We start from the raw sequence: 21,982 nt of genomic DNA on the forward strand, positions 1-21,982 counted from the left end.
GGCTTTGTGTGACCTGGCCAAGCCCGTCACCCGATACAGGACCGGTATCGCAACGTGCACCGATGTGAGGGGGACGTGAGCGGAGTCACTTCTTGCTGTCGATGACCGCCTCCATAACGCTCTTCGCGATCGGGGCCGCGAGGCCACCGCCGGAGATGTCGTCACGGTTGGCCTTGTCGTCCTCGATGACCACCGCCACGGCGACCGGCGAACTTCCGTCGGCGTTCTTGGCGTAGGAGAGGAACCAGGCGTACGGGTTCTCGCTGTTGTTCTCGCCGTGCTGGGCGGTACCGGTCTTGCCGCCGACGGTGACGCCGGGGATCTTCGCGCTGGTGCCGGTGCCCTTCTCGACGACCGTCTCCATCATCGACTGCAGGATCTGCGCGTTCTTCGACGACAGCGGCTGGCTGAGCTCTTCCGGCTCGGTCTGCGCGATGGTGTCTAGGTTCGACGACTGGAGCTTGTCGACCATGTACGGCTTCATCAGCTTGCCGTCGTTGGCGACCGCGGAGGCGACCATGGCCATCTGCAGCGGGGTCGCGGCGGTGTTGTACTGGCCGATCGAGGACAGCGCGGTCTGCGACTGGTTCATGTTGTCGGAGAAGACCGAGGAGCTGGAGCGGATCGGCGTGAACTGCTCGGCGTCGAAGCCGAACTTCTTCGCCTCGGCCAGCATCTTGTCGTTGCCGAGGTCGGCGCCGATCTTGCCGAAGACGCTGTTGCAGGAGACGCGGAGGGCCTCGCGCAGGGTGGCGTTCTTGCAGGGCAGGTTGCCCTCGTTCTTCAGCGCGGTCGTGGTGCCCGGCATGATCCACGGCAGCGGCGAGTTCGTGGCCTCGTCGGCGGACGAGTACAGGTTGTTCTCCAGGGCGGCGGACGCGGTGACCACCTTGAAGGTGGAGCCCGGCGGGTAGGTCTCGCGCAGCGCCCGGTTCAGCATCGGGTCGTCCGGGTCGTACTTCTTCTGGAGCTTCTGCCAGGCCTTGGAGTCCGTGGAGGTGGAGTTCCCGGCGAACGACGAGGGGTCGTACGACGGGTAGGACGCCAGCGCCAGGATCTTGCCGGTGGACGGGTCGAGGGCGACGACGGCGCCCTTGCCGCCCTGCTTCTTGAGCCCGCTCCACGCGGCCTTCTGCGCGGCCTCGTTGAGGGTGGTGACGACGTTGCCGCCCGACTTCGCCTTGCCCGTGATCATGTCGAGGGTGTTGCGGAAGAAGAGCCGGTCGTCGGTGCCGGAGAGGATGCCGTCCTCGATGGACTCCAGCTGGTTGGCGCCGAAGGCCTGCGAGGCGTACCCCGTGACCGGCGCCCACATCGAGCCGTTCTTGTACGTCCGCTTGTACTTCAGGTCGTTCAGACCGCTGGTGCTGGTCTCGGTGGAGCCGGTGATCGGGTCGCCGTCGACGATGATGTCGCCGCGCGGTGTCGCGTAACGGGCGATCGTGACACGGCGGTTGTTGTCGTCGTCCTTGAGGCTGTCGGCCTTGACGTACTGGAGCCAGTTGTCGCGCAGCAACAGCGTCAGGACCAGGAGGCCGCAGAAGAGCGCGATCCGGCGCAGGGGCTTGTTCATGACGGGCGGACCACCTGGGTCATCTCGGCGTCGGGGCTGGGGGCCGGCGCGGGGGCCGGACGGCGGGCGGTGTCGCTGATGCGGATCAGGATGCCGATGAGCGCCCAGTTGGCGATGACGGAGGAACCGCCGTACGCCACGAAGGGCATCGTCATACCGGTCAGCGGGATCAGGCCCATCACGCCGCCCGCGACGACGAAGACCTGGAGGGCCATGCCGCCGGAGAGACCCACGGCGAGGAGCTTGCCGAAGGGGTCGCGGGCGGCGAGGGCGGTGCGGACACCGCGCTCCACGATCAGGCCGTAGATGAGCAGGATCGCCATGATGCCGGCGAGGCCCAGTTCCTCGCCGAAGGTGGCGAGGATGAAGTCGGAGTTGGCGGCGAACCGGATGAGGTCGGAGTGGCCCTGGCCGAGACCGGTGCCGAGGGTGCCGCCGGAGCCGAAGGCCCACAGGGCCTCCATCGACTGCGCGGAGTGGCCCGCGACGGTCTTGCTGAGCGTGTACTCCTTCATCGGGTCGAGCCAGGCCTGGACGCGCTGCTGGACGTGCGGTTCGAAGGTGGCCACGCCGACCGCGCCGGCCGCGGACATCAGCAGACCGAAGACGATCCAGCTGGTCCGCTCGGTGGCGACGTACAGCATGATGATGAACATGCCGAAGAACAGCAGCGAGGTTCCGAGGTCGGTCTCGAAGACCAGGATCAGGATCGAGATGAACCAGACGACCAGGATCGGGCCGAGGTCGCGGCCACGCGGCAGGTACAGGCCCATGAAGCGGCGGCTGGCCAGCGCGAGCGCGTCGCGCTTCACCATCAGGTAGCCGGCGAAGAAGATCGCCAGGACGATCTTCGCGAACTCACCCGGCTGGATGGAGAATCCGCCGACCGAGATCCAGATCTTCGCGCCGTAGATATTGGCGCCGAGGCCCGGCACGAGCGGCAGCAGCAGCAGGACGATGGCGCCGACCATGGAGATGTACGTGTAGCGCTGCAGGGCGCGGTGGTCCTTGAGGAAGATCAGGACGACGGCGAACAGTCCGATGCCCATCGCGGTGTACAGCAGCTGCCGCGGCGCCGCGTTGCCCGCCTGGTTGATGGACTGCAGCAGCTTCGACTGGTCGAGCCGCCAGATGATGACGAGTCCCATGCCGTTCAGCAGCGTCGCCAGGGGCAGCAGCAGCGGGTCCGCGTACGGCGCGAACTTGCGTACGGCCAGGTGCGCGACGCCGGCCAGCAGGCCGAGGCCCAGGCCGTAGCTCAGCAGCCCGGCCGGCACCTGGTCGTTGATGGCCAGGCCCACGTTGGCGTAGGCGAACACCGGGATGACGACCGCGAACACCAGGAGCGCCAGCTCGGTGTTGCGCCGGCTCGGTGCGCCGATGGAGCCGATCGTGGACGTGTGGTGCGACGGCGTGTTGGTAGAACTGCTCATCGTGTGACGGGGCCTCTCACGGCTTGCCTATTACTTGCTGCACTGCGAGACGACCTGCTGCTCTTCCTCCGAAAGGCTGGGACCGGGGCTGGGAGTCGCAGACGGGGTCGGGGACGGGGACACCGAGGTCGAGTTCGAAGGATTCGGCTTCGGCGTGGCCTTGGACGTGAGCGAGGTGCTGGTGGTTCCCGTGGTGCCACCGGGCTTGGTGGCGGCACTCTCGCGCTCGGACTCCTTCTTGCACGCGGAGGCCTGCACGGAGAGGTCGGCGATCTTCTTCTGGGCGTCCTGGAGACCGCCCTCGGCGATCGTCGCCCTGACCTGCTTCTGCTGGTAGGGCGGCAGGTACTTGAGTTCGATGTCGGGGTGGTCCTTCTCCACCTTCGACAGCGAGACCCAGGCGAGGTCCTGGCTGATGCCCCGGTACAGCGCCACGTGTTCGCCGTTGGCGCCGACGAAGTACTGCGTCTGCGTCCAGCGCCAGCCGCCGTAGAGGCCGCCGCCGATGACCGCGAGCGCGAGCACGGTGTAGAAGGATCTCTTGAACCACCTGCGGCCCTTGGAGGGCTTCACGAAGTCGTCGTCGGAGTAGTCCCCGAAGCTGCCCTCGGGGGCGTAGCCGGTGGTGTCGCCGGAGCCGGGCGGGCCGAACTCGCCGCCCCCGCCGTTCTGTCCGGGCACCTGGCGGCCGAGCCCGGAGGCGCGGCCGGCCGGGGTCTGCATGATGCCGTTGTCGTGCTGGTGGAGCTGGTTCTCGGCGACCGCGCCGACGATCACCGGGGTGTCCGAGAGCTGCGCGGCGAGGGTGTCGCCGGTGTCGAGGTCGAGGACGTCGGCGATGATCACCGTGATGTTGTCGGGGCCGCCGCCGCGCAGGGCGAGCTGGATCAGCTCCTGCACGGTCTCCTGGGGGCCCTGGTAGCTGGCGAGGGTGTCCTCCATCGTCTGGTGGGAGACGACTCCTGACAGCCCGTCGGAACAGATCAAGTACCGGTCGCCGGCGCGGACTTCACGGATCGACAGGTCCGGCTCGACGTGGTCGCCACTGCCGAGCGCGCGCATGAGGAGCGCGCGCTGCGGGTGGGTGGTGGCCTCTTCCTCGGTGATCCGGCCCTCGTCGACCAGCCGCTGCACCCAGGTGTGGTCCTGGGTGATCTGGGTCAGCACGCCGTCGCGCAGCAGGTAGGCGCGGGAGTCGCCGACATGGACGAGGCCGAGCCGCTGCCCGGTCCACAGCAGGGCGGTGAGCGTGGTGCCCATGCCCTCCAGCTGGGGATCCTCCTCGACCATCATCCGCAACTGGTCGTTGGCCCGCTGCACGGCGGTGCCCAGCGAGGTGAGGATGTCGGAGCCCGGCACGTCGTCGTCGAGCGAGACGATGGTCGAGATCACCTCGGAGGAGGCCACCTCACCGGCGGCCTGACCGCCCATCCCGTCGGCGATCGCGAGGAGACGTGGACCGGCGTAGCCGGAGTCCTCGTTGCCCTCGCGGATCATGCCTTTGTGCGATCCGGCGGCGAAGCGCAGTGACAGACTCATGCGCACCTCGCCCGTCGGCTCCGGGTACATCCGCACGGTGCCCACCCTCCGGTCGGGAGCGCGCCGGGGTCCGCCAGGCGGTCCGCCGCTGCGTGCTCGCTCCGCTCGCTCATTTTCGTACTACTTCCGCAGCTCGATGACGGTCTTGCCGATGCGGATCGGCGCGCCCAGCGGAATCGGTGTGGGGGTCGTCAGCCGGGACCGGTCCAGGTACGTGCCGTTCGTGGATCCGAGGTCCTCGACGATCCACTGGCCGTCGCGGTCCGGGTAGATCCTGGCATGGCGACTGGACGCGTAGTCGTCGTCCAGCACGATCGTCGAATCGTGCGCCCGGCCCAGGGTGATGGTCTGGCCCTGGAGCGCGACGGTGGTGCCGGTGAGGATTCCCTCACTGACGACCAGTTTGGTGGGGGCGTTACGGCCCCGCCGGCCGCCCCCGCTCGGCTGCTGCTGGCGCTGCTGCGGAGGTGCCGCCTGCCGGGCGGCCTGCTGCTGCGGTCGTCCGGCTTCCCGTCGCGAGCCGCGCTGTGTGACACGCGTTCCGAACAGGTCGCTGCGGATGACCTGCACGGCCACGATCACGAACAGCCACAGTACGGCCAGGAAACCCAGCCGCATGACCGTGAGGGTCAGCTCTGACATTGCCCCCGCTTCACCCTTCGGCTTGCCGGTAAATGATGGTGGTGCTGCCCACGACGATCCGCGAGCCGTCGCGGAGCGTAGCGCGGGTGGTGTGCTGTCCGTCCACCACGATGCCGTTGGTGGACCCGAGATCCTGGATCACCGAGGGCGTTCCGGTCCGGATCTCACAGTGCCGGCGGGATACGCCGGGGTCGTCGATCCGCACGTCGGCTTCGGTGCTGCGGCCCATCACCAACGTCGCGCGGGAGATCTGATGGCGGGCGCCGTTGATCTCCACCCAGTACCGCATCCGTGCGCCGGCCGCCGGGGCGGCGGGCGCGGACTGCAGGTACGGCGCCGAGCCGCGGCCGCCGGGCGGCGGTGCGGCCGGCATGGGCGGCGGGGCGCCGGCGGGCGCGGCGGCGGGCGGGTAGCCGTAGCCGCCGGGCCGTCCCGCGGCCGGCGGTGCCGCCGGTGCGGGGGTGCCGGGAGCCTGCTGGTTGGTGGAGGAGGCGAGCGTACGGCTGCGCACCCGGTACAGACCGGTGTCGAGGTCGTCCGCCTTCTCCAGGTGGACCTTGATGGGTCCCATGAACGTGTAGCGCTGCTGCTTGGCGTAGTCGCGCACCATGCCGGCGAGCTCGTCACCGAGCTGTCCGGAGTAGGGGCTGAGCCGCTCGAAGTCCGGCGTGCTCAGCTCCACGATGAAGTCGTTGGGTACGACGGTCCGGTCGCGGTTCCAGATCGTCGCGTTGTTGTCGCACTCCCGCTGGAGCGCGCCGGCGATCTCGACGGGCTGGACCTCGGACTTGAACACCTTGGCGAAGGTGCCGTTGACCAGACCTTCGAGGCGTTGCTCGAACTTCTTCAGGACTCCCATGGGGCACCTCCTCCGTCGTTGCCGCACTGGCTGTCGTACCGACCGCCGTGCCGGCTGTCGTGGTGATTGTCGGGCCGATTGTCGTGCTGACTGCCTTGGTACTGCTTACTGATCGTATCCACGCGCCGGTAAATCGGCTGGTTCCCCCTTGTCGGCCCGGTCGAACTCCTTCTGCCACTACTCCTGCCGGTACTCCTGCCCAGGATCGTAGAGGGGGCCGCAGACAAGTGTCCCGCACCTGACTGTGGACCTTGCCCGCCTCCTGGGGAGATGGCCGTTACCGGTACGAGGTTGATACGTGAACCGGTCCACGTTGGTACGTGGCGGGGGACGGGAGGTGTCCGGTGGGGCGGGGTGGGGTGTTTCGGAGGGGGCGGCGGGGGTCGGGGAGTGCGGGGAGCGGGTCGGGTGGGAGGCGCAGGTGGGAACCGGTGACCCCTGATGGGGGCCTCGCGGGGGGTGTCCCGCTCGGGGGAACGGGGGGTCCTGCCCAGGGGAAAGGGATGTGAATCCACCCCGTGCACCGTGCTAATCTTCTGCATGTCGGAAGGCGCCAGCCCCCTGGGGCAAGGGCCTGAGGACACACCCAATGCGCGGGTGGCGGAATAGGCAGACGCGCTGGATTCAGGTTCCAGTGCCCGAAAGGGCGTGGGGGTTCAACTCCCCCCTCGCGCACAGACAGAAGCCCCTCAGGTCTTTGATCTGGGGGGCTTCTTTGTGTCTGCGGTGGCTTCGGTGAGCGCCGGGTCTGGTGAAGTCTGGTGAGGACAATCACAGGTCGGCGGAGACCGGCGGAGGTGTGGGCTGACGGCGGGCGCGGGGTGGTGCGGCGGTCGGACGGTGTGGGTGGCAGGGTCGTGGTTCCTCGTCCGGCTGGGCCCGCTGCAGGACGAGTTCGTCGGTGGCTCAGGCCGGTGCTGTGGGGTCGGCTCCTGTCCGGACCTTCGAGTACAGCGTCGGCGGCATGACGGTGAGGATTCCGACCGGGTGCCTGTTCACGCACATCGTCCGAGGCGGCGGGAAGAGGATCACCTACCAGAACGCGGGCGTCGACTGCGCCTTCGTCGGCGCGCTGAGCAGCGGGTTCTGCAACTGGCGTATCGACTTCACGTATGCCGACACCAGCAACAGGACCTATCGGACGTCCCGAGGGCGAACCCGCCCCGAGTGCAAGATCGATCAGCAGCAAGGGCGGGAACAGTCCGGGGAGGCGCGACGGCGGTCGGCCGGGATCGCCGCATTCGTGGCGGGCCTTGTGGTGACTCTCGCCTTCTTCGCCTTCTGGCCCGGGCTTCCGCACGTCATCGACTGGGGGGCCATCGTCGTCGCGGTGCTGGTGGGAACGCTCGCCCGATGGATCTGCCAGTCCTGGATGGGGAAGAGGGACAAGGGGGGCGAGTGAGCTCCGGCACGGTGTCGCCGTATCCCCCGTATCCCCGCGCCGCCGTATAGCGGCAGTGCGGGGAACCATCCCGGCGCAGGCTTCCTTGACGTCCCGGTGATCGCCGCCTCGGGTGAGGACAATCACACGCTGTTCTCACCTGAGACGGAGACGGAGGTGGAGACCTAGGTGGGGGAAGAGGTCGAGGCCGTGTGGTGGGTCAGGCCGCGAGGCGTTCCGCCAGGGTCTTGGCCTTGGTGGCCGCGTCGCCGAGGGCGCGCTCGCGGGATGCCTCGTAGAGCGGGACCAGGTCGGCCATCGCCGGGTTCTGCGGGGCCATGGTCAGCTCCGGGACGATGAACTCGGCGTCCAGGCCGAGGGCGTCGACGAGGATCGCCTTCAGGTAGTTCTGGACGTAGTCGTAGCCCTCGCGCGGGGTGCCCGGCCCGTACGCGCCGCCGCGGCTGGCGATCACGACGGTCGGGATGCCCTTCACCTTCGAGTCCTCGGTGCCCGCGGTGCGGCCGATGAGGATCACGTTGTCCAGCCACGCCTTCAGGGTCGAGGGAATCGTGGCGTTGTACATGGGGGCGCCGATCAGCACCGCGTCCGCCTGCTCCAGCTCCTCTATGAGCTTCACGCGCTCGGCGAAGGCCGCCGCCTGCTCGGGCGTGTGCGTGGCCGGGTCGGCGAAACCGGCGGTGTGGGCGTGGACGGTGATGTGCGGAACGGGGTTCGCGGCGAGGTCGCGGTGGATCACCGTGCCCTCCGGGTGCTGTTCCTCCCAGGACGTGCGGAACGCGTCGGCCACGGCGCGGGAGGCGCTGGCGCCGGCGGGGAACACGGACGAGTCGATGTGCAGGAGCGTGGCCATGGGGGTCTCCAAGAGATGTCGAGCGACGTGCTGAGTGAGGTGTCGAGCGGGTGCCGGGCGCTTGCTGGGCGCAGCAGTCCCGTCGCGTTGCTCAGTAGCTAAGTTTTCGTACTCGACTATGAATAACACAGGTACTTACTTTTTTTCATCCCCGTACGGGAGGGCAGTACCCTGAGGGCATGGCGGTCGAGCAGAGTCACGGCACGGAGCAGTGCAAGAAGGTCGACGACGGCATCACCCGTGTCTTCCAGCTGTTCGGAAAGCGCTGGACCGGGCCGATCGTGGCCGTCCTGATGGCGCAGCCCGTCCACTTCGCCGACCTGCGCCGGGCGATCCCGGGCATCAGCGAACGCATGCTCTCCGACCGGCTCACCGAACTCGGCGCCGCCGGGCTGCTCGTCCGCGAGGTCGACGAGGGCCCGCCGCTGCGCGTCTCGTACCGGCTGACGGAGTCGGGGAAGGCGCTGGGACCGGCACTTCGGGAACTCGGCGCGTGGGCGCAGGTGCATCTGCGCGAGGGGTGGCAGTCGGGCGGGTGCTAGGCCGAGGCGGGGCGCAGTAGGCCGAGGTACGTGGTTCGGGGTGGGGCGGGCGGGACAGGTGCCGGGTTGGGCAAGGGCGCCGATCGCCGAGACTTCGCCTGCATCGCTGAGATTTCGCCGGCATCCCTGAGGCTTCGACGACGTCGACGAGGCCTTGATCGGCACCGGTGAGGGCTCGTTCGTCACCGGTGAGGCCTCGATCCGCACCGGTTTTCCACAGTCGCCGAGTTGTCCACAAGGTCTGACGTGTTTTCGCCGCCGGTTGTACGGTCGTCGCGAGTTGATGTTCGGACGAGCGCACGTGTGAGCGTGGGTGTGTGTACGGGGGAGGCGGTCGGCATGACCGAGGCCGGTATCGGTGTGGGGCGCAGGCTGCCCGGGGTGCGGGGGTTCGCCACGTGGCCCGTGGAGGGGTCACCCAAGGAAGAGGGAAAGGCGCTGCGGGCGAGCGTTCCGCGCAGCGCGCACGCCGCTCTCGACCCGGACGTTTCCCGCCCCGACGCGGTGACTGCGGTCGAGGAGTCCGGCCGCGGCCGCATCCCCGGGCTCACGCCGATACGGGTGGGCAGGATGGCGGCCACGCCCTTCGCGTTCCTCCGCGGTTCGGCGGGACTCATGGCCTACGACCTCGCCCGCACCCCCATGACCCGGATCGGCGCCCAGATCTGCGGCGACGCCCACGCGGCCAACTTCGGCCTGTACGGCGACGCCCGTGGCGGCCTGGTCATCGACCTGAACGACTTCGACGAGACCGTGCACGGCCCCTGGGAGTGGGACCTCAAGCGGCTCGCCGCCTCGCTGGTGCTCGCGGGCCGGGAGGCCGGCGCCGACGAGGACACCTGCCGTACGGCGGCGCACGGCGCGGTGGGTTCCTACCGCCGCACCATGCGACTGCTGGCCAAGCTGCCGGTGCTGGACGCGTGGAACGCCATCGCCGACGAGGAGTTGGTCTCCCACGCCGACGCCCGTGACCTGCTCGGCACGCTGGAGCGGGTCTCCGAGAAGGCGCGGGGCAACACCAGTGGACGGTTCGCGGCCAGGTCGACCGAGGCCGCCGAGGACGGCGGGCGCCGTTTCGTCGACGCCTCGCCGGTGCTGCGGCGGATCCCGGACGCGGAGGCCGCGGCGGTGGCGGCGTCCCTGGAGGAGTACCTGGACACGCTGTCCGAGGACCGCCTCCCGCTGCTCGCCCGGCACACGGTGCACGACGTCGCCTTCCGCGTCGTCGGCACGGGCAGCGTGGGCACACGGTCGTACGTCGTGCTGCTCCTGGACCACCGCGGCGAACCGCTCGTCCTCCAGGTGAAGGAGGCCCGCCCCTCGGCGCTGGTGCCGCACCTGCTGACCGCCGGGTTCGACGCACCGTCCGTGGCGCACGAGGGCCGGCGCGTGGTGCTGGGGCAGAAGCGGATGCAGGTCGTCAGCGACATCCTGCTCGGCTGGACGACGGTCGACGGACTCCCGTTCCAGGTACGGCAGTTCCGCAACCGCAAGGGCAGCGTCGACCCCGCCGCCCTCGCCGCCGACCAGATCGACGACTACGGCCGCATGACCGGCGCCCTCCTGGCCCGGGCCCACGCCCACAGCGCCGACCCGCGCCTGGTCGCCGGCTACTGCGGCAAGAACGACGAACTGGACGAGGCGATAGCCACGTTCGCCGTGGCCTACGCCGACCGGACCGAGGCGGACCACGCGGAGTTGGTGGGGGCGGTGCGGGCGGGGCGGATAGAGGCGGAGATGGGGGTGTAGGCGGTTGGGTGCGGGGTGCGGGGTGCGGGGTGCGGGGTGCGGGGTCCGGGGTCCGGGGTGCGGCGAGCGGCGGGCGGGGTGCGGCGGGCGGGAGACGGCTAACGGCTAGCCGGGAGCGCAGAGCCGATGCCCGCTGTGATCGCGGGCGGGGGAGCTGATCACTGCGAGGTACCTCGGGCCACTTGCCCTCGGACCTGCTGCCCTCGGACCACCTGCTCTTGGGGCGAGACCCGCACCGGCGACGCCATGACCCGCAGCTCAAAAGGCACTGCCGGCACAGCCGATGCCCCACCCTCGGCGAGGTCACTCGCCGTCCACAAGGCCCCAGCCCAACCGATGCCCCATAGCCCGTCGGGCCGTGGCCTACGCTGGGCGGGTGACGACCCCGGAAGCTGAGCAGTCCCAGTCCGCGCCCGTTGGTGAACCGGTGCCGGAGCAGACGGGTGCCGAGGTGCCGTCCGCCGCCGGAGCCGTGGCGGGTGACGGTTCCGCGAGCGACGGCGGCGAGGGCACCGAGGGCGGTGCGGCCGACGTAGGTGGCGCCGACGCCGGCCCGTCGGAGGCCCACCCGGCCGACTCCGCCCACCCGGCCGACTCCGCCCACCCGGCCGACTCCGCCCACCCGGCCGACTCCGCCAGCCCCGCCCAAGGTGCCGCGCCCCGGCCCGAGGAGCGGCTGGAGCGGGCCGTGCGCGCCGCCGAGCAGGCGTTGATCGAGTACGAGATCGCGGTGGACACCTTCCGCATCGAGGTCGAGAACTTCTCTCGGCTGCACCACCAGAAGCTCGGCCCGATGTACACCCGCCTCGACGAGCTGGACGCCCGGATCGCCGAGGCCTTGGCCGAACGCACCGGCAACCCCGAGGACATCCGCAAGGCGGACGAGGCGCGGGCCCGGGTGATGCCGATGCCCGCGGTCGAGGAGCTGTTCCACGGCTGGATGGACGGCGACGGCCTGTTCCCGGAGGCCGCGGCGATGCTCACGGACCAGCCGGTCCGGCCCCCGCAGCGGGTGCGCCCCAGCGAGGAGGCCCGCAAGCTCTACCGCGAGTTGGCCCGCAAGGCCCACCCCGACCTGGCGCAGGACGAGGACGAGCGCAAGCGGCGTGAGGAGTTCATCACCCGGGTCAACGCCGCCTACAGCCGCGGCGACGCCCCGTTGCTGCGCGAGCTGGCCGAGGAATGGGCGGCGGGACCGGCCCCGGTGGAGCGCGGCCCGAGCCCCAGCGAGGAGCTCTACGCCCGCCTCGAATGGCTCGCCCACCGCAAGGAACTCCTCACCCTCGTCGCCCGCGAACTGGAGGAGGGCGCCATCGGCTCCATGCTCCGGATCGCCCCGGACGACCCGGACCGTCTTCTCGACGAGATCGCCGAGCAGTTGCTCGCCCAGGTCTCCGAGCGGGAGGCCGAGCTGGCGAACCTGCTCGCGCAGCCGCACGCGTCGGAAGGTCCGTCGGGTAGCGTCGGGCCATGAGTTTCGGAACTGGTGTGCCCACGGTCGAGGTCGGAGACCTCAAGGACGGCGACTTCCTGCTGGACGTCCGCGAGGACGACGAGTGGCAGGCGGGTCACGCCACGGGGGCGCTGCACATCCCCATCAGTGAATTCGTCGCCCGGTACGGCGAGTTGACCGAGGCCGCGCCGCAGGACGGCAGAGTCCATGTGATCTGCCGCTCCGGCGGGCGTTCGGCCCAGGTCACGATGTACCTGGCCCAGCAGGGCATCGACGCCGTGAACGTCGACGGCGGCATGCAGGTGTGGGCCGCCGCGGGCCGGCCCGTCGTCACGGACGAGGGCCAACCGGGTTTCGTGCTGTAGCTGTAGCTGTAGCTGTAGCTGTAGCTGTAGCTGTAGCTGTAGCTGCAACTGCAACTGCGGTCCGCGCGGGCGGGGTTCAGCCCAGCGGATGGGCCGCGAGCAGATCCCCCAACGCCTCCTCGTGTGCCGCCGCCGGGCCGAGCGACAGCTCCAGGTGCTTGGCCCACGCGTGGTACCGGTGCAGGGGATATTCGGTGTCGGCGCCGAACCCTCCGTGCAGATGCTGCGCGGTCTGCACGACCCGTCGTACCCCCTCCGCCGCCCAGATCTTGGCCACGGCCAGGTCCGCGGCGGCGGGCAGCGTGCCCGATGCCCCCGAGGAGATCCGCCACGCGGCCTGCCACAGGGTGGCCTCCATCGCGCGCAGGTCGATGTAGCGGTCGGCGGCCTGCACGGCGACGGCCTGGAAGGTCGCGACGGGGAACCCGAACTGCTCGCGCCTGCTGGTGTATTCGCCGGTCATGCGCAGCACGGCGGTGCCGAGCCCGAGGGCCAGCGCGCAGGTGCCGGCGGTCAGCAGGTCCCGCAGCCACTCCCAGGCACCCTCGGCGTCGATGACGTCGACCCGCGCGATCGGCACGGATTCCAGGCGCAGTTCGCCGAGCCGCTCGCCCGTGGTGGAGATCTGCTCGGCGAGGACGACGCCCTCGCGGTCCGGGGCGACCAGCGCGAGGACGGTCAGGCCGGCGTCCGTGTGCGCCGGTACGACGACCAGGTCCGCGTTGTGCGCCCACGGCACCGCCGTCTGCACCCCGTCCAGCACCCACCGGTCCCCGTCCCGCCGTGCCGTCACGGCGAGTTCGGCCGGGTCGTGACCGGTACGGCCGTGCGCGGCGACGGTCAGCACGAGGTCGCCGCGGCCGGCCCGGGTGAGCAGGGCGGACCTCAACTCCTCGCCGCCGTAGGCCTGTACGGTCGCCGCGGCCGCGCTGCTCTCCAGGAGCGGCACCCTGGCCAGCACCTTCGCCGACTCCCGGAGCACCAGGCACAGCGCGATCGCGTCCAGACCCGCGCCGCCGTACGCCTCGTCGAGCAGCAGGCTGAGCAGGTCCGCCTCGGCGAGCCTGGTCCACAGCGCGCGGTCGAAGTCGTCGGCCACGGCGCCCGTGGTGTCGGCCGGACTGGGCACGCCGTCCGGTGCGACATCGGCGAACACCCCCGCCGCCGCCTCGGCCGCCGCCTGCTGCTCCTCGCTGAAGGTGAAGTCCACGGTCCCTGCCCTCCCGCACGCGCACACCGGCCAACAGCCGGGCGTCCGACCAGATCTGACGGAGCGTCAAGATAGAACAGGTTCTAGAAGAAGGGAACGGGTGCACCTCCGGGGTATGCGGTAGCGGTCGAGGGGGCGTTCGGTGTCCGGCCGCGGGGTCGGTGGACGACCGATCGTTCGGTTCGGGGATTCCATGGTGGGATCCGCCGAGGAGAGGTGTCAACGGCTGTGGATAACCTGCGGGCAGCCGCTGTGGACAACCTGTGCGGCCGGTGAGGCAGGGGACTGTGCCCGGGGCGTGCCCCTGAGTACCGTTCCGTGCGGCGCCGGGGAGTGGTAGGCGTGGAGCGCCACCGGGCCCCGCGGCCGGCCGGGCGGGCGCGGTGGACGGTGGCCGATGGACGGACGGGACTCGGAAACGGGGCGGAATGGACGCGAACGACGGAGGCTCGAACGCCCCCGAGGCGGGCGAGCGCACGCCTGCCTCCCCCGAGGGGCCACGCCCGCCTGCCTCCTCCGGCGGGCCGCACCCGCCCGCTGTCCCGGAGGACTCGCACCCGCCCGCTGTCCCGGAGGACTCGCACCCGCCCGCTGTCCCGGAGGACTCGCACCCGCCCGCTGTCCCGGAGGACCCGCACCCGCCCGCCGTCCCGGAGAACCGGCACCCGCCCGCTGTCCCGGAGAACCCGCACCCGCCCGCCGCCTCCGGGTGGCCGCGCGTGCCCGCCCAGCAGCCCCCTCAACCGCCCCCGCCCGAGCCCCGGCCGCCGGCACGGTCGCAGCCGTCGCACGACCCCGTGGACGCCCCCACCGCCGTCCCCGCGTATCCCGACGCCCGGATCGGTGTGGCCGCGCTGTCCCTGCGCTATCAGGTCGGTGCCGCGCTCGCGGTCGCGGTCGTCGCGGTGGCCGCCCTCGTCCATCTGGGGATGGTGTTCCTGCACGTCGCGCCGTCGAACACGGTGACGAAGCAGCACGGCAAGGCGATCGACGAGTGGATCTACCCGGAGTTCGAGCAGAACTGGAAGCTCTTCGCGCCGAACCCGTTGCAGCAGAACATCGAGGTCCAGGTGCGCGCGGATGTCCGTGGCGCGGACGGTACGACCCGTACGACCGGCTGGTACGACCTGTCGGCCGAGGACGGCGCGGCCATCGACGGCAATCCGCTGCCGAGCCACACCGAGCAGAACGAGCTGCGCCGGGCCTGGGACTTCCTCACCGCCACGCACGACAACGCCAACCGCCCGATCGGCCTGCGCGGCACGCTCGCGGAGACGTATCTGCGGCGCATCGTCGTGCTGCGCCTGGACCGGGACGACGCGGCCGGAAAGGGCGGTGCCGTCCAGCGCGTCCAGGTCCGCTCCCGCACCACCAACGTGCCCCCGCCCGAGTGGAGTGACGAGCAGGTGTCGACCACCCCCCAGTACCGCCTGCTGCCCTGGTGGGCGGTCCCGGCGGACGAGGCCGCGGGAGGCGTCCGGTGAACGGTTTCGCCCTGTCGGTGTCCCGAGGCATCGCCCGCGTCACCGAGTCGGCCCTGGGCCCCTACCAGAGCGCCGTGATCCGCATCGGCTTCGCCGGCACCTGGCTGCTGTTCCTGCTCCGCGAACTGCCCCACCGCCAGGAGCTCTACGGCCCCGACGGACCGTGGAGCTGGGACCTGGCCCGCCAACTGATCGCGGACAACGGCGCGTTCACCGCCCTGATGTGGTGGGACGGGCAGTTCTGGTTCGAGGCGGTGTACGCGCTGGCCGTGCTGGCGAGTGTCCTGCTGCTGCTGGGCTGGCGTACCCGCACGATGTCCGTGCTCTTCATGGTCGGCGTGCTGTCGCTGCAGAACCGCAGCGTCTTCATGGGCGACGGCGGCGACAACGTCCTGCACCTGATGTCCCTGTACCTGGTGTTCACCCGCTGCGGCCGGGTCTGGTCCCTCGACGCACGCCGGGCCACACGTGCAGGGGAGGCACGCGCGCGTGGGGAGTGGATTTCCGACCGGGTCGGGCCCGTCCTGTGGGTCGTCCTCGGAGCGGTGCTCGTCGCGGTGACCTCGGGGGGCCGGTTCGACAGCGAATGGTTCGTGCCCGCGCTCCTGTGGGGCGTCTGGCTGGCACAGGCCCTGTGGTGGGTCATCGGGCGGTACGCGAAGTCGTACGAGCCCCGGGTGCTGCTCGACATCGTCGCGAACGTGATCCACAACGGCGCGCTGTTCGTGATCGCGAGCGAGGCCTGTCTGATCTACGCGACGGCCGGCTGGTACAAGATCCAGGGTTCCCGCTGGCAGGACGGCACAGCCGTCTACTACCCGCTCCACCTCGACTACTTCTCCCCCTGGCCCGCCCTCGCGAACGTGCTGGCCGGCAACGGCACGATGGTCATGCTCGTCACCTACGGGACCGTGATCGTCCAGGTCGCCTTCCCGTTCACCCTCTTCAACCGACGCGTCAAGAACGTCCTGCTGGCCCTGATGATGGCCGAACACGCCGCGATCGCCGTACTCCTGGGCCTGCCGTTCTTCTCCCTGGCGATGATCGCGACGGACGCGGTCTTCCTGCCGACGTCGTTCCTGCGGAGACTGGGCGGCTGGGCGGCACGCGCGTGTGGACGGGTGTTTGCGGAGCGCGGCCCAGCCTCGCTCCCCGAAGGGGGCACCGTGCCGCTCGCCGACAGCGGTTCTACGGTGGCCTCCGCGTCCGGTTCCTCGACGGGTCCCGAAGGCGGCCACGAAGGCGCCCCCTCGCCGCGTCGGCGCCCCGAGGAGTCGGCCGTAGCCCCGGAGGACGCCGGCGCCCAGGAGAGCCCTGGCCCCGCGCCCCGGACGACCCCGAGCACGCCTACGTAGGGCCAGAGGGCGCGGTACGCCCACGTAGGCTGCACCCCATGACCGCCCCTGTCGCAGCCACCTGGCACCGGCTAGCCGAGACCTCCGTGCTGCTCGACGGATTTCACGCCCTCAAGCACGCGCTGCGCTTCGGGGCCGAGGTGCCGGTGGCGGTCGCCACGGACCGGCAGGCGGCCCTCGCCCTCGCCGACGAACTGGCCCCCGACGTACGGGACACCCTGGACGCGCTGCTGACCGAGGTCCCGGAGGACACCTACCGGTCATTCGTGTCCCGCCCGCACCCCACCGCGGTGGCCGCCCTGGCCGTACGCCCCGCGCGCGAGGGCAGTATCCGGAAGCTCGCGCACACGCCCCGCACCGCGCCCGTCGTCGTCCTCGACAACCCGCGCAACCTGGGCAACGCCGGGGCCGTGATCCGGCTCGCCGCCGGTTTCGGAGCGACCGGGGTGGTCACCACCGGGACGCTCGACCCCTGGCATCCGACGGTCGTGCGCGCGGGGGCGGGCCTGCACTACGCGACCGCCGTGGAGCGGCTGACCGTGGAAGAGCTGCCCCCGGGCCCGGTGTTCGCCCTCGACCCGGAGGGCGACGACATCCGGGGCCTCAAGCTCCCGGACGACGCCGTCCTCGCCTTCGGCTCGGAACGCAGCGGCCTGTCGGCCGAACTACGCGCCCGCACCGACCACTTGGTGTCCCTCCCGATGCGCCCCCAGGTCTCCAGCTACAACCTGGCGACGAGCGTGGCAATGACCTTGTACCACTGGAGCACTGGAGCGCCCTGAAGGGCCGCGGGGCTGTGTCGATGTGCGGCTCCGCCGCATGGGCGCGACCAGCCACAACGAACCGTCAGCCGCACAACAACCGCACCCCCCGAGCTCTTAGGCGTCCCGACGAACCTCAACAACCCGGAACCGGTTCGCGACAAACGCCCCATCACACAGCGCAGCGTTGGCCGCCGGGTTGCCACCAGACCCGTGGAAGTCGGAGAACGCGGCGGTCTGATTGACGAACACCCCGCCCGTCAGATTCAGCGACAACTGCGCCGCCTCCTCCAGGCAGACCTCCTCCACAGCCCGCTCGACCCCCTCGTCGGTGGTGTACGCCCCGACAGTCATCGCCCCCTTCTCACGGACCGTCCGCCGCAGCAGCTCGACCGCGTCGGAGGCCGAGTCGACCGCGACGGCGAAGGACACCGGCCCGAAGCACTCGCTCATGTAGGCCGCCTCGTCGTCCGGCTTGGCCCCGTCCAGCTTCACGATCACCGGCGTGCGGACGACCGCGCCCGGGAACTCCGGGTTGGCGATCTCCCGTGAGGCGAGGGCGACTTCACCGAGGCCGGCGGCAGCCTCCAGGCGGGCCTTCACGTCCGGGTTGACCAGCGCGCCCAGCAGACCGTTCGCGCGCGCGTCGTCGCCGAGGAGACCGTCCACGGACCGCGCGAGGTCGGCGACGACCTCGTCGTAGGACTTGGGGCCCTGGTCGGTGCCGATGCCGTCCCGGGGGATCAGCAGGTTCTGCGGGGTCGTGCACATCTGGCCGCTGTACAGCGACAGCGAGAACGCCAGGTTGGACAGCATCCCCTTGTAGTCGTCGGTCGACTCCACGACGACCGTGTTGACGCCGGCCTTCTCCGTGTAGACCTGAGCCTGTCGGGCGTTGGCCTCCAGCCAGTCGCCGAAGCCCGTCGACCCCGTGTAGTCGATGATCCGGATCTCGGGGCGGGTCGCGAGCGTCTTGGCGATGCCCTCGCCGGGACGCTCGGCGGCCAGCGCCACCAGGTTCGGGTCGAAGCCCGTCTCGGTGAGCACCTCGCGCGCGATCCGCACCGTCAGCGCGAGCGGCAGCACCGCGCGCGGGTGGGCCTTCACCAGGACCGCGTTGCCGGTGGCGAGGGAGGCGAACAGGCCCGGATAGCCGTTCCACGTCGGGAAGGTGTTGCAGCCGATGACCAGGGCGGTCCCACGCGGCACCGGCGTGAACTCCTTGTTCATCACCAGGGGATCGCGCTTGCCCTGGGGCTTGGTCCACTCCGCCGTGCCGGGGGTGCGGACCTGCTCGGCGTACGCGTACGCCACCGCCTCCAGGCCGCGGTCCTGGGCGTGCGGGCCGCCCGCCTGGAACGCCATCATGAAGGCCTGGCCGCTGGTGTGCATGACCGCGTGCGCGAACTCGTGCGTCCGGTCGCTGATCCGCTTGAGGATCTCGATGGAGACCACGGCACGGGTCTCCGCGCCCGCGTCCCGCCACGCCCGCTGCCCGGCGCGCATGGCCGGCAGCAGCACGTCGAGGTCCGCGTGCGGGTACGTCACGCCCAACTCGATCCCGTACGGCGACACTTCGCCGCCCACCCAGTCGTCCGTGCCGGGCTGGCCGAGGTCGAGGCGGGTGCCCAGGAGGGCGTCGAAGGCGGCCTTGCCCGCCGCCGCGTCCAGGCTGCCGTGCTCGCCGTAGGCCTTGGGGTGTTCGGGGTGGGGGGACCAGTACGCGCGCGTGCGGATCGCTTCCAGCGCCTGGTCGAGTGTCGGCCGGTGCCGGGCGATCAGCTCGGGTGCGGTCAGTTCGGCGGCCATGCGGGACCAACTCCTCGTTTCAAGAACTCGTCTGCGAGCTCATGACCTGGGCAGGAACAGGGAAAGGATCAGGGGCGGAAACAGGCGGTCAGAGTTAGAGTAACCGAACGATCGGTCGGGACAAGGGGGTCCGCCGCATCTGTGGAAAACCCTGTGCGGGAGGATCGCGTACATGACAGCACTGGACCTCAGCAGCCCCGTGGCCGTCGTCGGCACCGGCACCATGGGCCAGGGCATCGCCCAGGTCGCGCTGACCGCGGGCCACGTCGTACGGCTGTACGACGCCGTCCCGGGACGGGCCGGGGAAGCGACCGCCGCGATCGGCGCCCGGCTCGACCGGCTCGTCGAGAAGGACCGGCTCAGCGCCGCCGACCGGGACGCCGCACGCGCCCGGCTGCTGCCCGCCGAGGCCCTCACCGACCTCGCGGACTGCGCCCTGGTCGTCGAGGCCGTCCTGGAGCGGCTGGACGTCAAGCAGCAGCTGATGCGCGACCTGGAGGACATCGTCGGCGAGGACTGTCTGCTCGCCACCAACACCTCGTCCCTGTCGGTGACGGCCATCGGCGCCGCCCTGCGCAACCCCGGCCGCTTCGTCGGCCTGCACTTCTTCAACCCGGCCCCGCTGCTGCCGCTCGTCGAGGTCGTCTCCGGGTTCGCCACCGACGTCACGTCGGCCACGCGCGCGTACGAGATGTCCCGCGCCTGGGGCAAGACCCCCGTGGCCTGCGCCGACACCCCCGGGTTCATCGTCAACCGCATCGCCCGGCCCTTCTACGCCGAGGCCTTCGCGGCCTACGAGGCACAGGCCGCCGACCCGGCCACCATCGACGCCGTCCTGCGCGAGTCCGGCGGCTTCAAGATGGGCGCCTTCGAACTGACCGACCTCATCGGGCAGGACGTCAACGAGTCCGTCACCCACTCCGTGTGGCAGTCCTTCTTCCAGGACGTGCGCTTCACGCCCTCGCTCGCGCAGCGCCGCCTGGTCGAGTCCGGTCGTCTCGGCCGCAAGACCGGGCACGGCTGGTACGACCACGGGGACGACGCCGAGCAGCCCGAGCCGCACACCGCGGAACCGGCCCAGGCGCCCGCGTACGTCGTCGTGGAGGGTGATCTGGGCCCCGCGGCCGAGCTGGCCACGCTGATCCGCGAGGCGGGCATCGTCGTCCGCGAGGAGGACGAGGACCACGGCACCCGCATGGTGCTGCCGGGCGGCGGTCAGCTGGCGCTCGCCGACGGACAGACCTCCGTGGAGTTCCGGGACGTCGTCTACTTCGACCTCGCCCTCGACTACCGCCGGGCCGGCCGCATCGCCCTGTCCGCCTCCCAGGACACCGCGTCGGGGACCCTCTCCGAGGCGATCGGCCTCTTCCAGGCGCTGGGCAAGAACGTCAGCGTCGTAGGGGACGCTCCCGGGATGATCGTCGCCCGCACGGTGGCCCGGATCGTCGACCTGGCGCACGACGCCGTCGCCAAGGGCGTCGCCACCGAGGAGGACGTCGACACCGCGATGCGCCTGGGTGTCAACTACCCTCTGGGTCCGTTCGAATGGAGCCGCAGGCTGGGCCGCAGCTGGGCCTACGACCTCCTGGACGACCTGCACCTGCGTGATCCGTCGGGACGGTACGCGCCGTCCCTGGCGCTCTACCGCCACGCGTACGCCACCGAGAAGCGGGAGGGCACCCCATGACCACCGCCAAGCGCGACACGTACACCCCGGAGACCCTGCTCGACGTCGCCGTCCAGGTCTTCATCGAGCGCGGCTACGACGGCACCTCCATGGAGCACCTCGCCAAGGCGGCCGGTATCTCCAAATCGTCGATCTACCACCACGTCACCGGCAAGGAGGAACTGCTCCGCCGCGCGGTCAGCCGCGCCCTGGACGGCCTCTTCGGGATCCTCGACGAGGAGCACGCGCGCGTGGGGCGTGCCGTGGAGCGGCTGGAGTACGTCGTGCGGCGGATGGTCGAGGTGCTGACCTCCGAGCTGCCGTACGTGACGCTGCTGTTGCGGGTGCGCGGCAACACCGACACCGAGCGGTGGGCGCTGGAGCGTCGGCGCGACTTCGACCACCGGGTGGCCGACCTGCTGAAGGCCGCGGCGGCCGACGGCGATCTGCGCGGTGACGTGGAGGTACGGCTCGCGACCCGGCTCGTCTTCGGGATGATCAACTCCGTCGTGGAGTGGTACCGGCCCGACGGGCGGGGCATGGGGGAGCGCGAAGTGACCGACGCGGTGGCCCAGTTGGTGTTCTCCGGGTTGCGCGCCCAGAGTCAGGGCTGAGCCGCCGCGGGCTCTCGGGCCGGGTCAGCCCTGGGGCTCCAGGTCCTCCTCCTCGAAGACCAGCAGGGTGCGCGTGCTGAGCACCTCGGGGATCGCCTGGAGCCGGTCGAGGACCAGCTCGCGCAGCGACCGGTTGTCCAGGGTGTGCACCAGCAGCAGGACGTCGAAGTCCCCGCCCACCTGCGCGATGTGCGAGGCCCCCGGGAGCAGCCTCAGCTGCTCGCGGACCGTGCGCCAGGAGTTCTGCACGATCTTCAGGGTGATGTACGCCGACGTGCCCTGACCCGCGCGTTCATGGTCGACCCGAGCGCCGAAGCCGCGGATGACGCCGTCCTCGATGAGCCGGTTGATCCGCGCGTAGGCGTTGGCGCGGGAGACGTGCACTCGTTCGGCGACCGACCTTATCGAGGCGCGGCCGTCCGCCTGGAGCATCTGCAGGATGTCCTGATCAATGGCGTCGAGCGGGCGCGGGGGCGGCAGGGCGTTGCCCGCCTCCGGGCCTTCGGCCATTTGTTCAGGTGCCATGTCCCCCCGCCTCTCTACCATGGACGTACTGCGTTCATTTCAGGTTGTGGAGAACCGTTTGTCCACAGCCTGGAGGTGCCTGTAGCCAAAATGTGCCGACGACCGAACAATCGGTAGGGAGGCGCGGCACGTCCGACGCGCCTCTTCG

Annotated in this window: 19 protein-coding genes and 1 tRNA gene; 11 read left to right on the forward strand and 9 right to left on the reverse strand. The window is 70.6% G+C overall.

Annotated elements, in window-relative coordinates:
* Nucleotides 1-85: 85 nt before the first annotated feature.
* The 5 genes from OG226_RS25445 to OG226_RS25465 form a co-directional block, all read right to left on the reverse strand.
* Entirely contained in the window at nucleotides 86-1,573 is a 1,488-nt protein-coding gene (locus OG226_RS25445; protein ID WP_328681330.1) for a peptidoglycan D,D-transpeptidase FtsI family protein, read from the reverse strand.
* On the reverse strand, nucleotides 1,570-3,006 hold the full coding sequence (locus OG226_RS25450; protein ID WP_328681327.1) for an FtsW/RodA/SpoVE family cell cycle protein: 1,437 nt from the start codon (nucleotides 3,004-3,006) through the stop codon (nucleotides 1,570-1,572). Before OG226_RS25450 ends, OG226_RS25445 begins: the two co-directional genes overlap by 4 nt.
* Before the next feature lie 30 nt (nucleotides 3,007-3,036).
* Complete coding sequence (locus tag OG226_RS25455) at nucleotides 3,037-4,575, reverse strand: Stp1/IreP family PP2C-type Ser/Thr phosphatase (protein WP_329353506.1); 1,539 nt, start codon at nucleotides 4,573-4,575, stop codon at nucleotides 3,037-3,039.
* A gap of 90 nt (nucleotides 4,576-4,665) precedes the next feature.
* Nucleotides 4,666-5,187: an FHA domain-containing protein FhaB/FipA gene (locus OG226_RS25460; protein ID WP_019055182.1), complete on the reverse strand. Its 522-nt coding sequence runs from the start codon at nucleotides 5,185-5,187 to the stop codon at nucleotides 4,666-4,668.
* 10 nt (nucleotides 5,188-5,197) lie between these two features.
* Nucleotides 5,198-6,046, reverse strand: coding sequence for a DUF3662 and FHA domain-containing protein (locus tag OG226_RS25465; protein WP_328681324.1), 849 nt, complete (start codon nucleotides 6,044-6,046; stop codon nucleotides 5,198-5,200).
* Between the two features lie 591 nt (nucleotides 6,047-6,637).
* On the opposite strand from OG226_RS25465, the gene OG226_RS25470 reads away from it, so the two are divergent.
* Together OG226_RS25470 and OG226_RS25475 are read left to right on the forward strand one after the other, a co-directional pair.
* Nucleotides 6,638-6,721 (forward strand) — tRNA-Leu (locus tag OG226_RS25470).
* Nucleotides 6,722-7,010: 289 nt separating this feature from the next.
* The gene (locus tag OG226_RS25475; protein WP_329350121.1) at nucleotides 7,011-7,448 is read left to right on the forward strand and encodes a hypothetical protein; all 438 of its coding nucleotides are present in this window, start codon (nucleotides 7,011-7,013) and stop codon (nucleotides 7,446-7,448) included.
* A gap of 199 nt (nucleotides 7,449-7,647) precedes the next feature.
* Here the strand turns inward: OG226_RS25475 and OG226_RS25480 are convergent, their stop codons facing one another.
* Complete coding sequence (locus OG226_RS25480) at nucleotides 7,648-8,301, reverse strand: FMN-dependent NADH-azoreductase (protein WP_328681317.1); 654 nt, start codon at nucleotides 8,299-8,301, stop codon at nucleotides 7,648-7,650.
* A 179-nt stretch (nucleotides 8,302-8,480) separates the two neighbouring features.
* Here OG226_RS25480 and OG226_RS25485 point away from each other — a divergent pair, with 179 nt between their 5' ends.
* The 4 genes from OG226_RS25485 to OG226_RS25500 all read left to right on the forward strand — a co-directional run bounded on the left by OG226_RS25485 (nucleotide 8,481) and on the right by OG226_RS25500 (nucleotide 12,410).
* On the forward strand, nucleotides 8,481-8,843 hold the full coding sequence (locus tag OG226_RS25485) for a winged helix-turn-helix transcriptional regulator (RefSeq protein ID WP_327402763.1): 363 nt from the start codon (nucleotides 8,481-8,483) through the stop codon (nucleotides 8,841-8,843).
* 339 nt (nucleotides 8,844-9,182) lie between these two features.
* The gene (locus tag OG226_RS25490; protein ID WP_329350122.1) at nucleotides 9,183-10,592 is read left to right on the forward strand and encodes a DUF2252 domain-containing protein; all 1,410 of its coding nucleotides are present in this window, start codon (nucleotides 9,183-9,185) and stop codon (nucleotides 10,590-10,592) included.
* A 376-nt stretch (nucleotides 10,593-10,968) separates the two neighbouring features.
* Nucleotides 10,969-12,066 (forward strand): hypothetical protein, encoded by a 1,098-nt coding sequence (locus OG226_RS25495; RefSeq protein WP_329350123.1) that lies wholly within the window; start codon nucleotides 10,969-10,971, stop codon nucleotides 12,064-12,066.
* A 14-nt stretch (nucleotides 12,067-12,080) separates the two neighbouring features.
* Entirely contained in the window at nucleotides 12,081-12,410 is a 330-nt protein-coding gene (locus tag OG226_RS25500) for a rhodanese-like domain-containing protein (protein WP_043675918.1), read from the forward strand.
* Between the two features lie 76 nt (nucleotides 12,411-12,486).
* On the opposite strand, the gene OG226_RS25505 is transcribed toward OG226_RS25500, so the two are convergent.
* Nucleotides 12,487-13,620, reverse strand: a complete 1,134-nt coding sequence (locus OG226_RS25505; protein WP_329350124.1) for an acyl-CoA dehydrogenase family protein — start codon at nucleotides 13,618-13,620, stop codon at nucleotides 12,487-12,489.
* A 428-nt stretch (nucleotides 13,621-14,048) separates the two neighbouring features.
* Between OG226_RS25505 and OG226_RS25510 the strand changes: the two genes are divergently transcribed.
* From OG226_RS25510 to OG226_RS25520, 3 genes are read left to right on the forward strand one after another with little or no spacing between them, the layout of a single operon-like run.
* Nucleotides 14,049-15,104 (forward strand): DUF5819 family protein, encoded by a 1,056-nt coding sequence (locus OG226_RS25510; protein ID WP_329350125.1) that lies wholly within the window; start codon nucleotides 14,049-14,051, stop codon nucleotides 15,102-15,104.
* Nucleotides 15,101-16,459: an HTTM domain-containing protein gene (locus OG226_RS25515; protein WP_329350126.1), complete on the forward strand. Its 1,359-nt coding sequence runs from the start codon at nucleotides 15,101-15,103 to the stop codon at nucleotides 16,457-16,459. The genes OG226_RS25510 and OG226_RS25515 overlap by 4 nt, the downstream gene beginning before the upstream one ends.
* A 38-nt stretch (nucleotides 16,460-16,497) precedes the next feature.
* Complete coding sequence (locus OG226_RS25520; protein ID WP_329350127.1) at nucleotides 16,498-17,241, forward strand: TrmH family RNA methyltransferase; 744 nt, start codon at nucleotides 16,498-16,500, stop codon at nucleotides 17,239-17,241.
* Nucleotides 17,242-17,337: 96 nt separating this feature from the next.
* Here the strand turns inward: OG226_RS25520 and paaN are convergent, their stop codons facing one another.
* Nucleotides 17,338-19,029, reverse strand: coding sequence for a phenylacetic acid degradation protein PaaN (gene paaN, locus OG226_RS25525; protein ID WP_329350128.1), 1,692 nt, complete (start codon nucleotides 19,027-19,029; stop codon nucleotides 17,338-17,340).
* Nucleotides 19,030-19,201: 172 nt separating this feature from the next.
* Between paaN and OG226_RS25530 the strand changes: the two genes are divergently transcribed.
* A complete protein-coding gene (locus OG226_RS25530) occupies nucleotides 19,202-20,716 on the forward strand; it encodes a 3-hydroxyacyl-CoA dehydrogenase (RefSeq protein ID WP_329350129.1) in 1,515 nt (504 codons plus the stop codon).
* A complete protein-coding gene (locus tag OG226_RS25535) occupies nucleotides 20,713-21,309 on the forward strand; it encodes a TetR/AcrR family transcriptional regulator (RefSeq protein WP_328681299.1) in 597 nt (198 codons plus the stop codon). The genes OG226_RS25530 and OG226_RS25535 overlap by 4 nt, the downstream gene beginning before the upstream one ends.
* 24 nt (nucleotides 21,310-21,333) lie before the next feature.
* Here the strand turns inward: OG226_RS25535 and OG226_RS25540 are convergent, their stop codons facing one another.
* Nucleotides 21,334-21,834 carry an Lrp/AsnC family transcriptional regulator gene (locus tag OG226_RS25540; RefSeq protein ID WP_443044788.1) on the reverse strand — a complete coding sequence of 167 codons (501 nt, stop codon included), beginning with the start codon at nucleotides 21,832-21,834 and terminating at the stop codon, nucleotides 21,334-21,336.
* Nucleotides 21,835-21,982 lie beyond the last annotated feature (148 nt).

Source organism: Streptomyces sp. NBC_01261 (assembly GCF_036226385.1).
Taxonomy (GTDB): domain Bacteria; phylum Actinomycetota; class Actinomycetes; order Streptomycetales; family Streptomycetaceae; genus Streptomyces.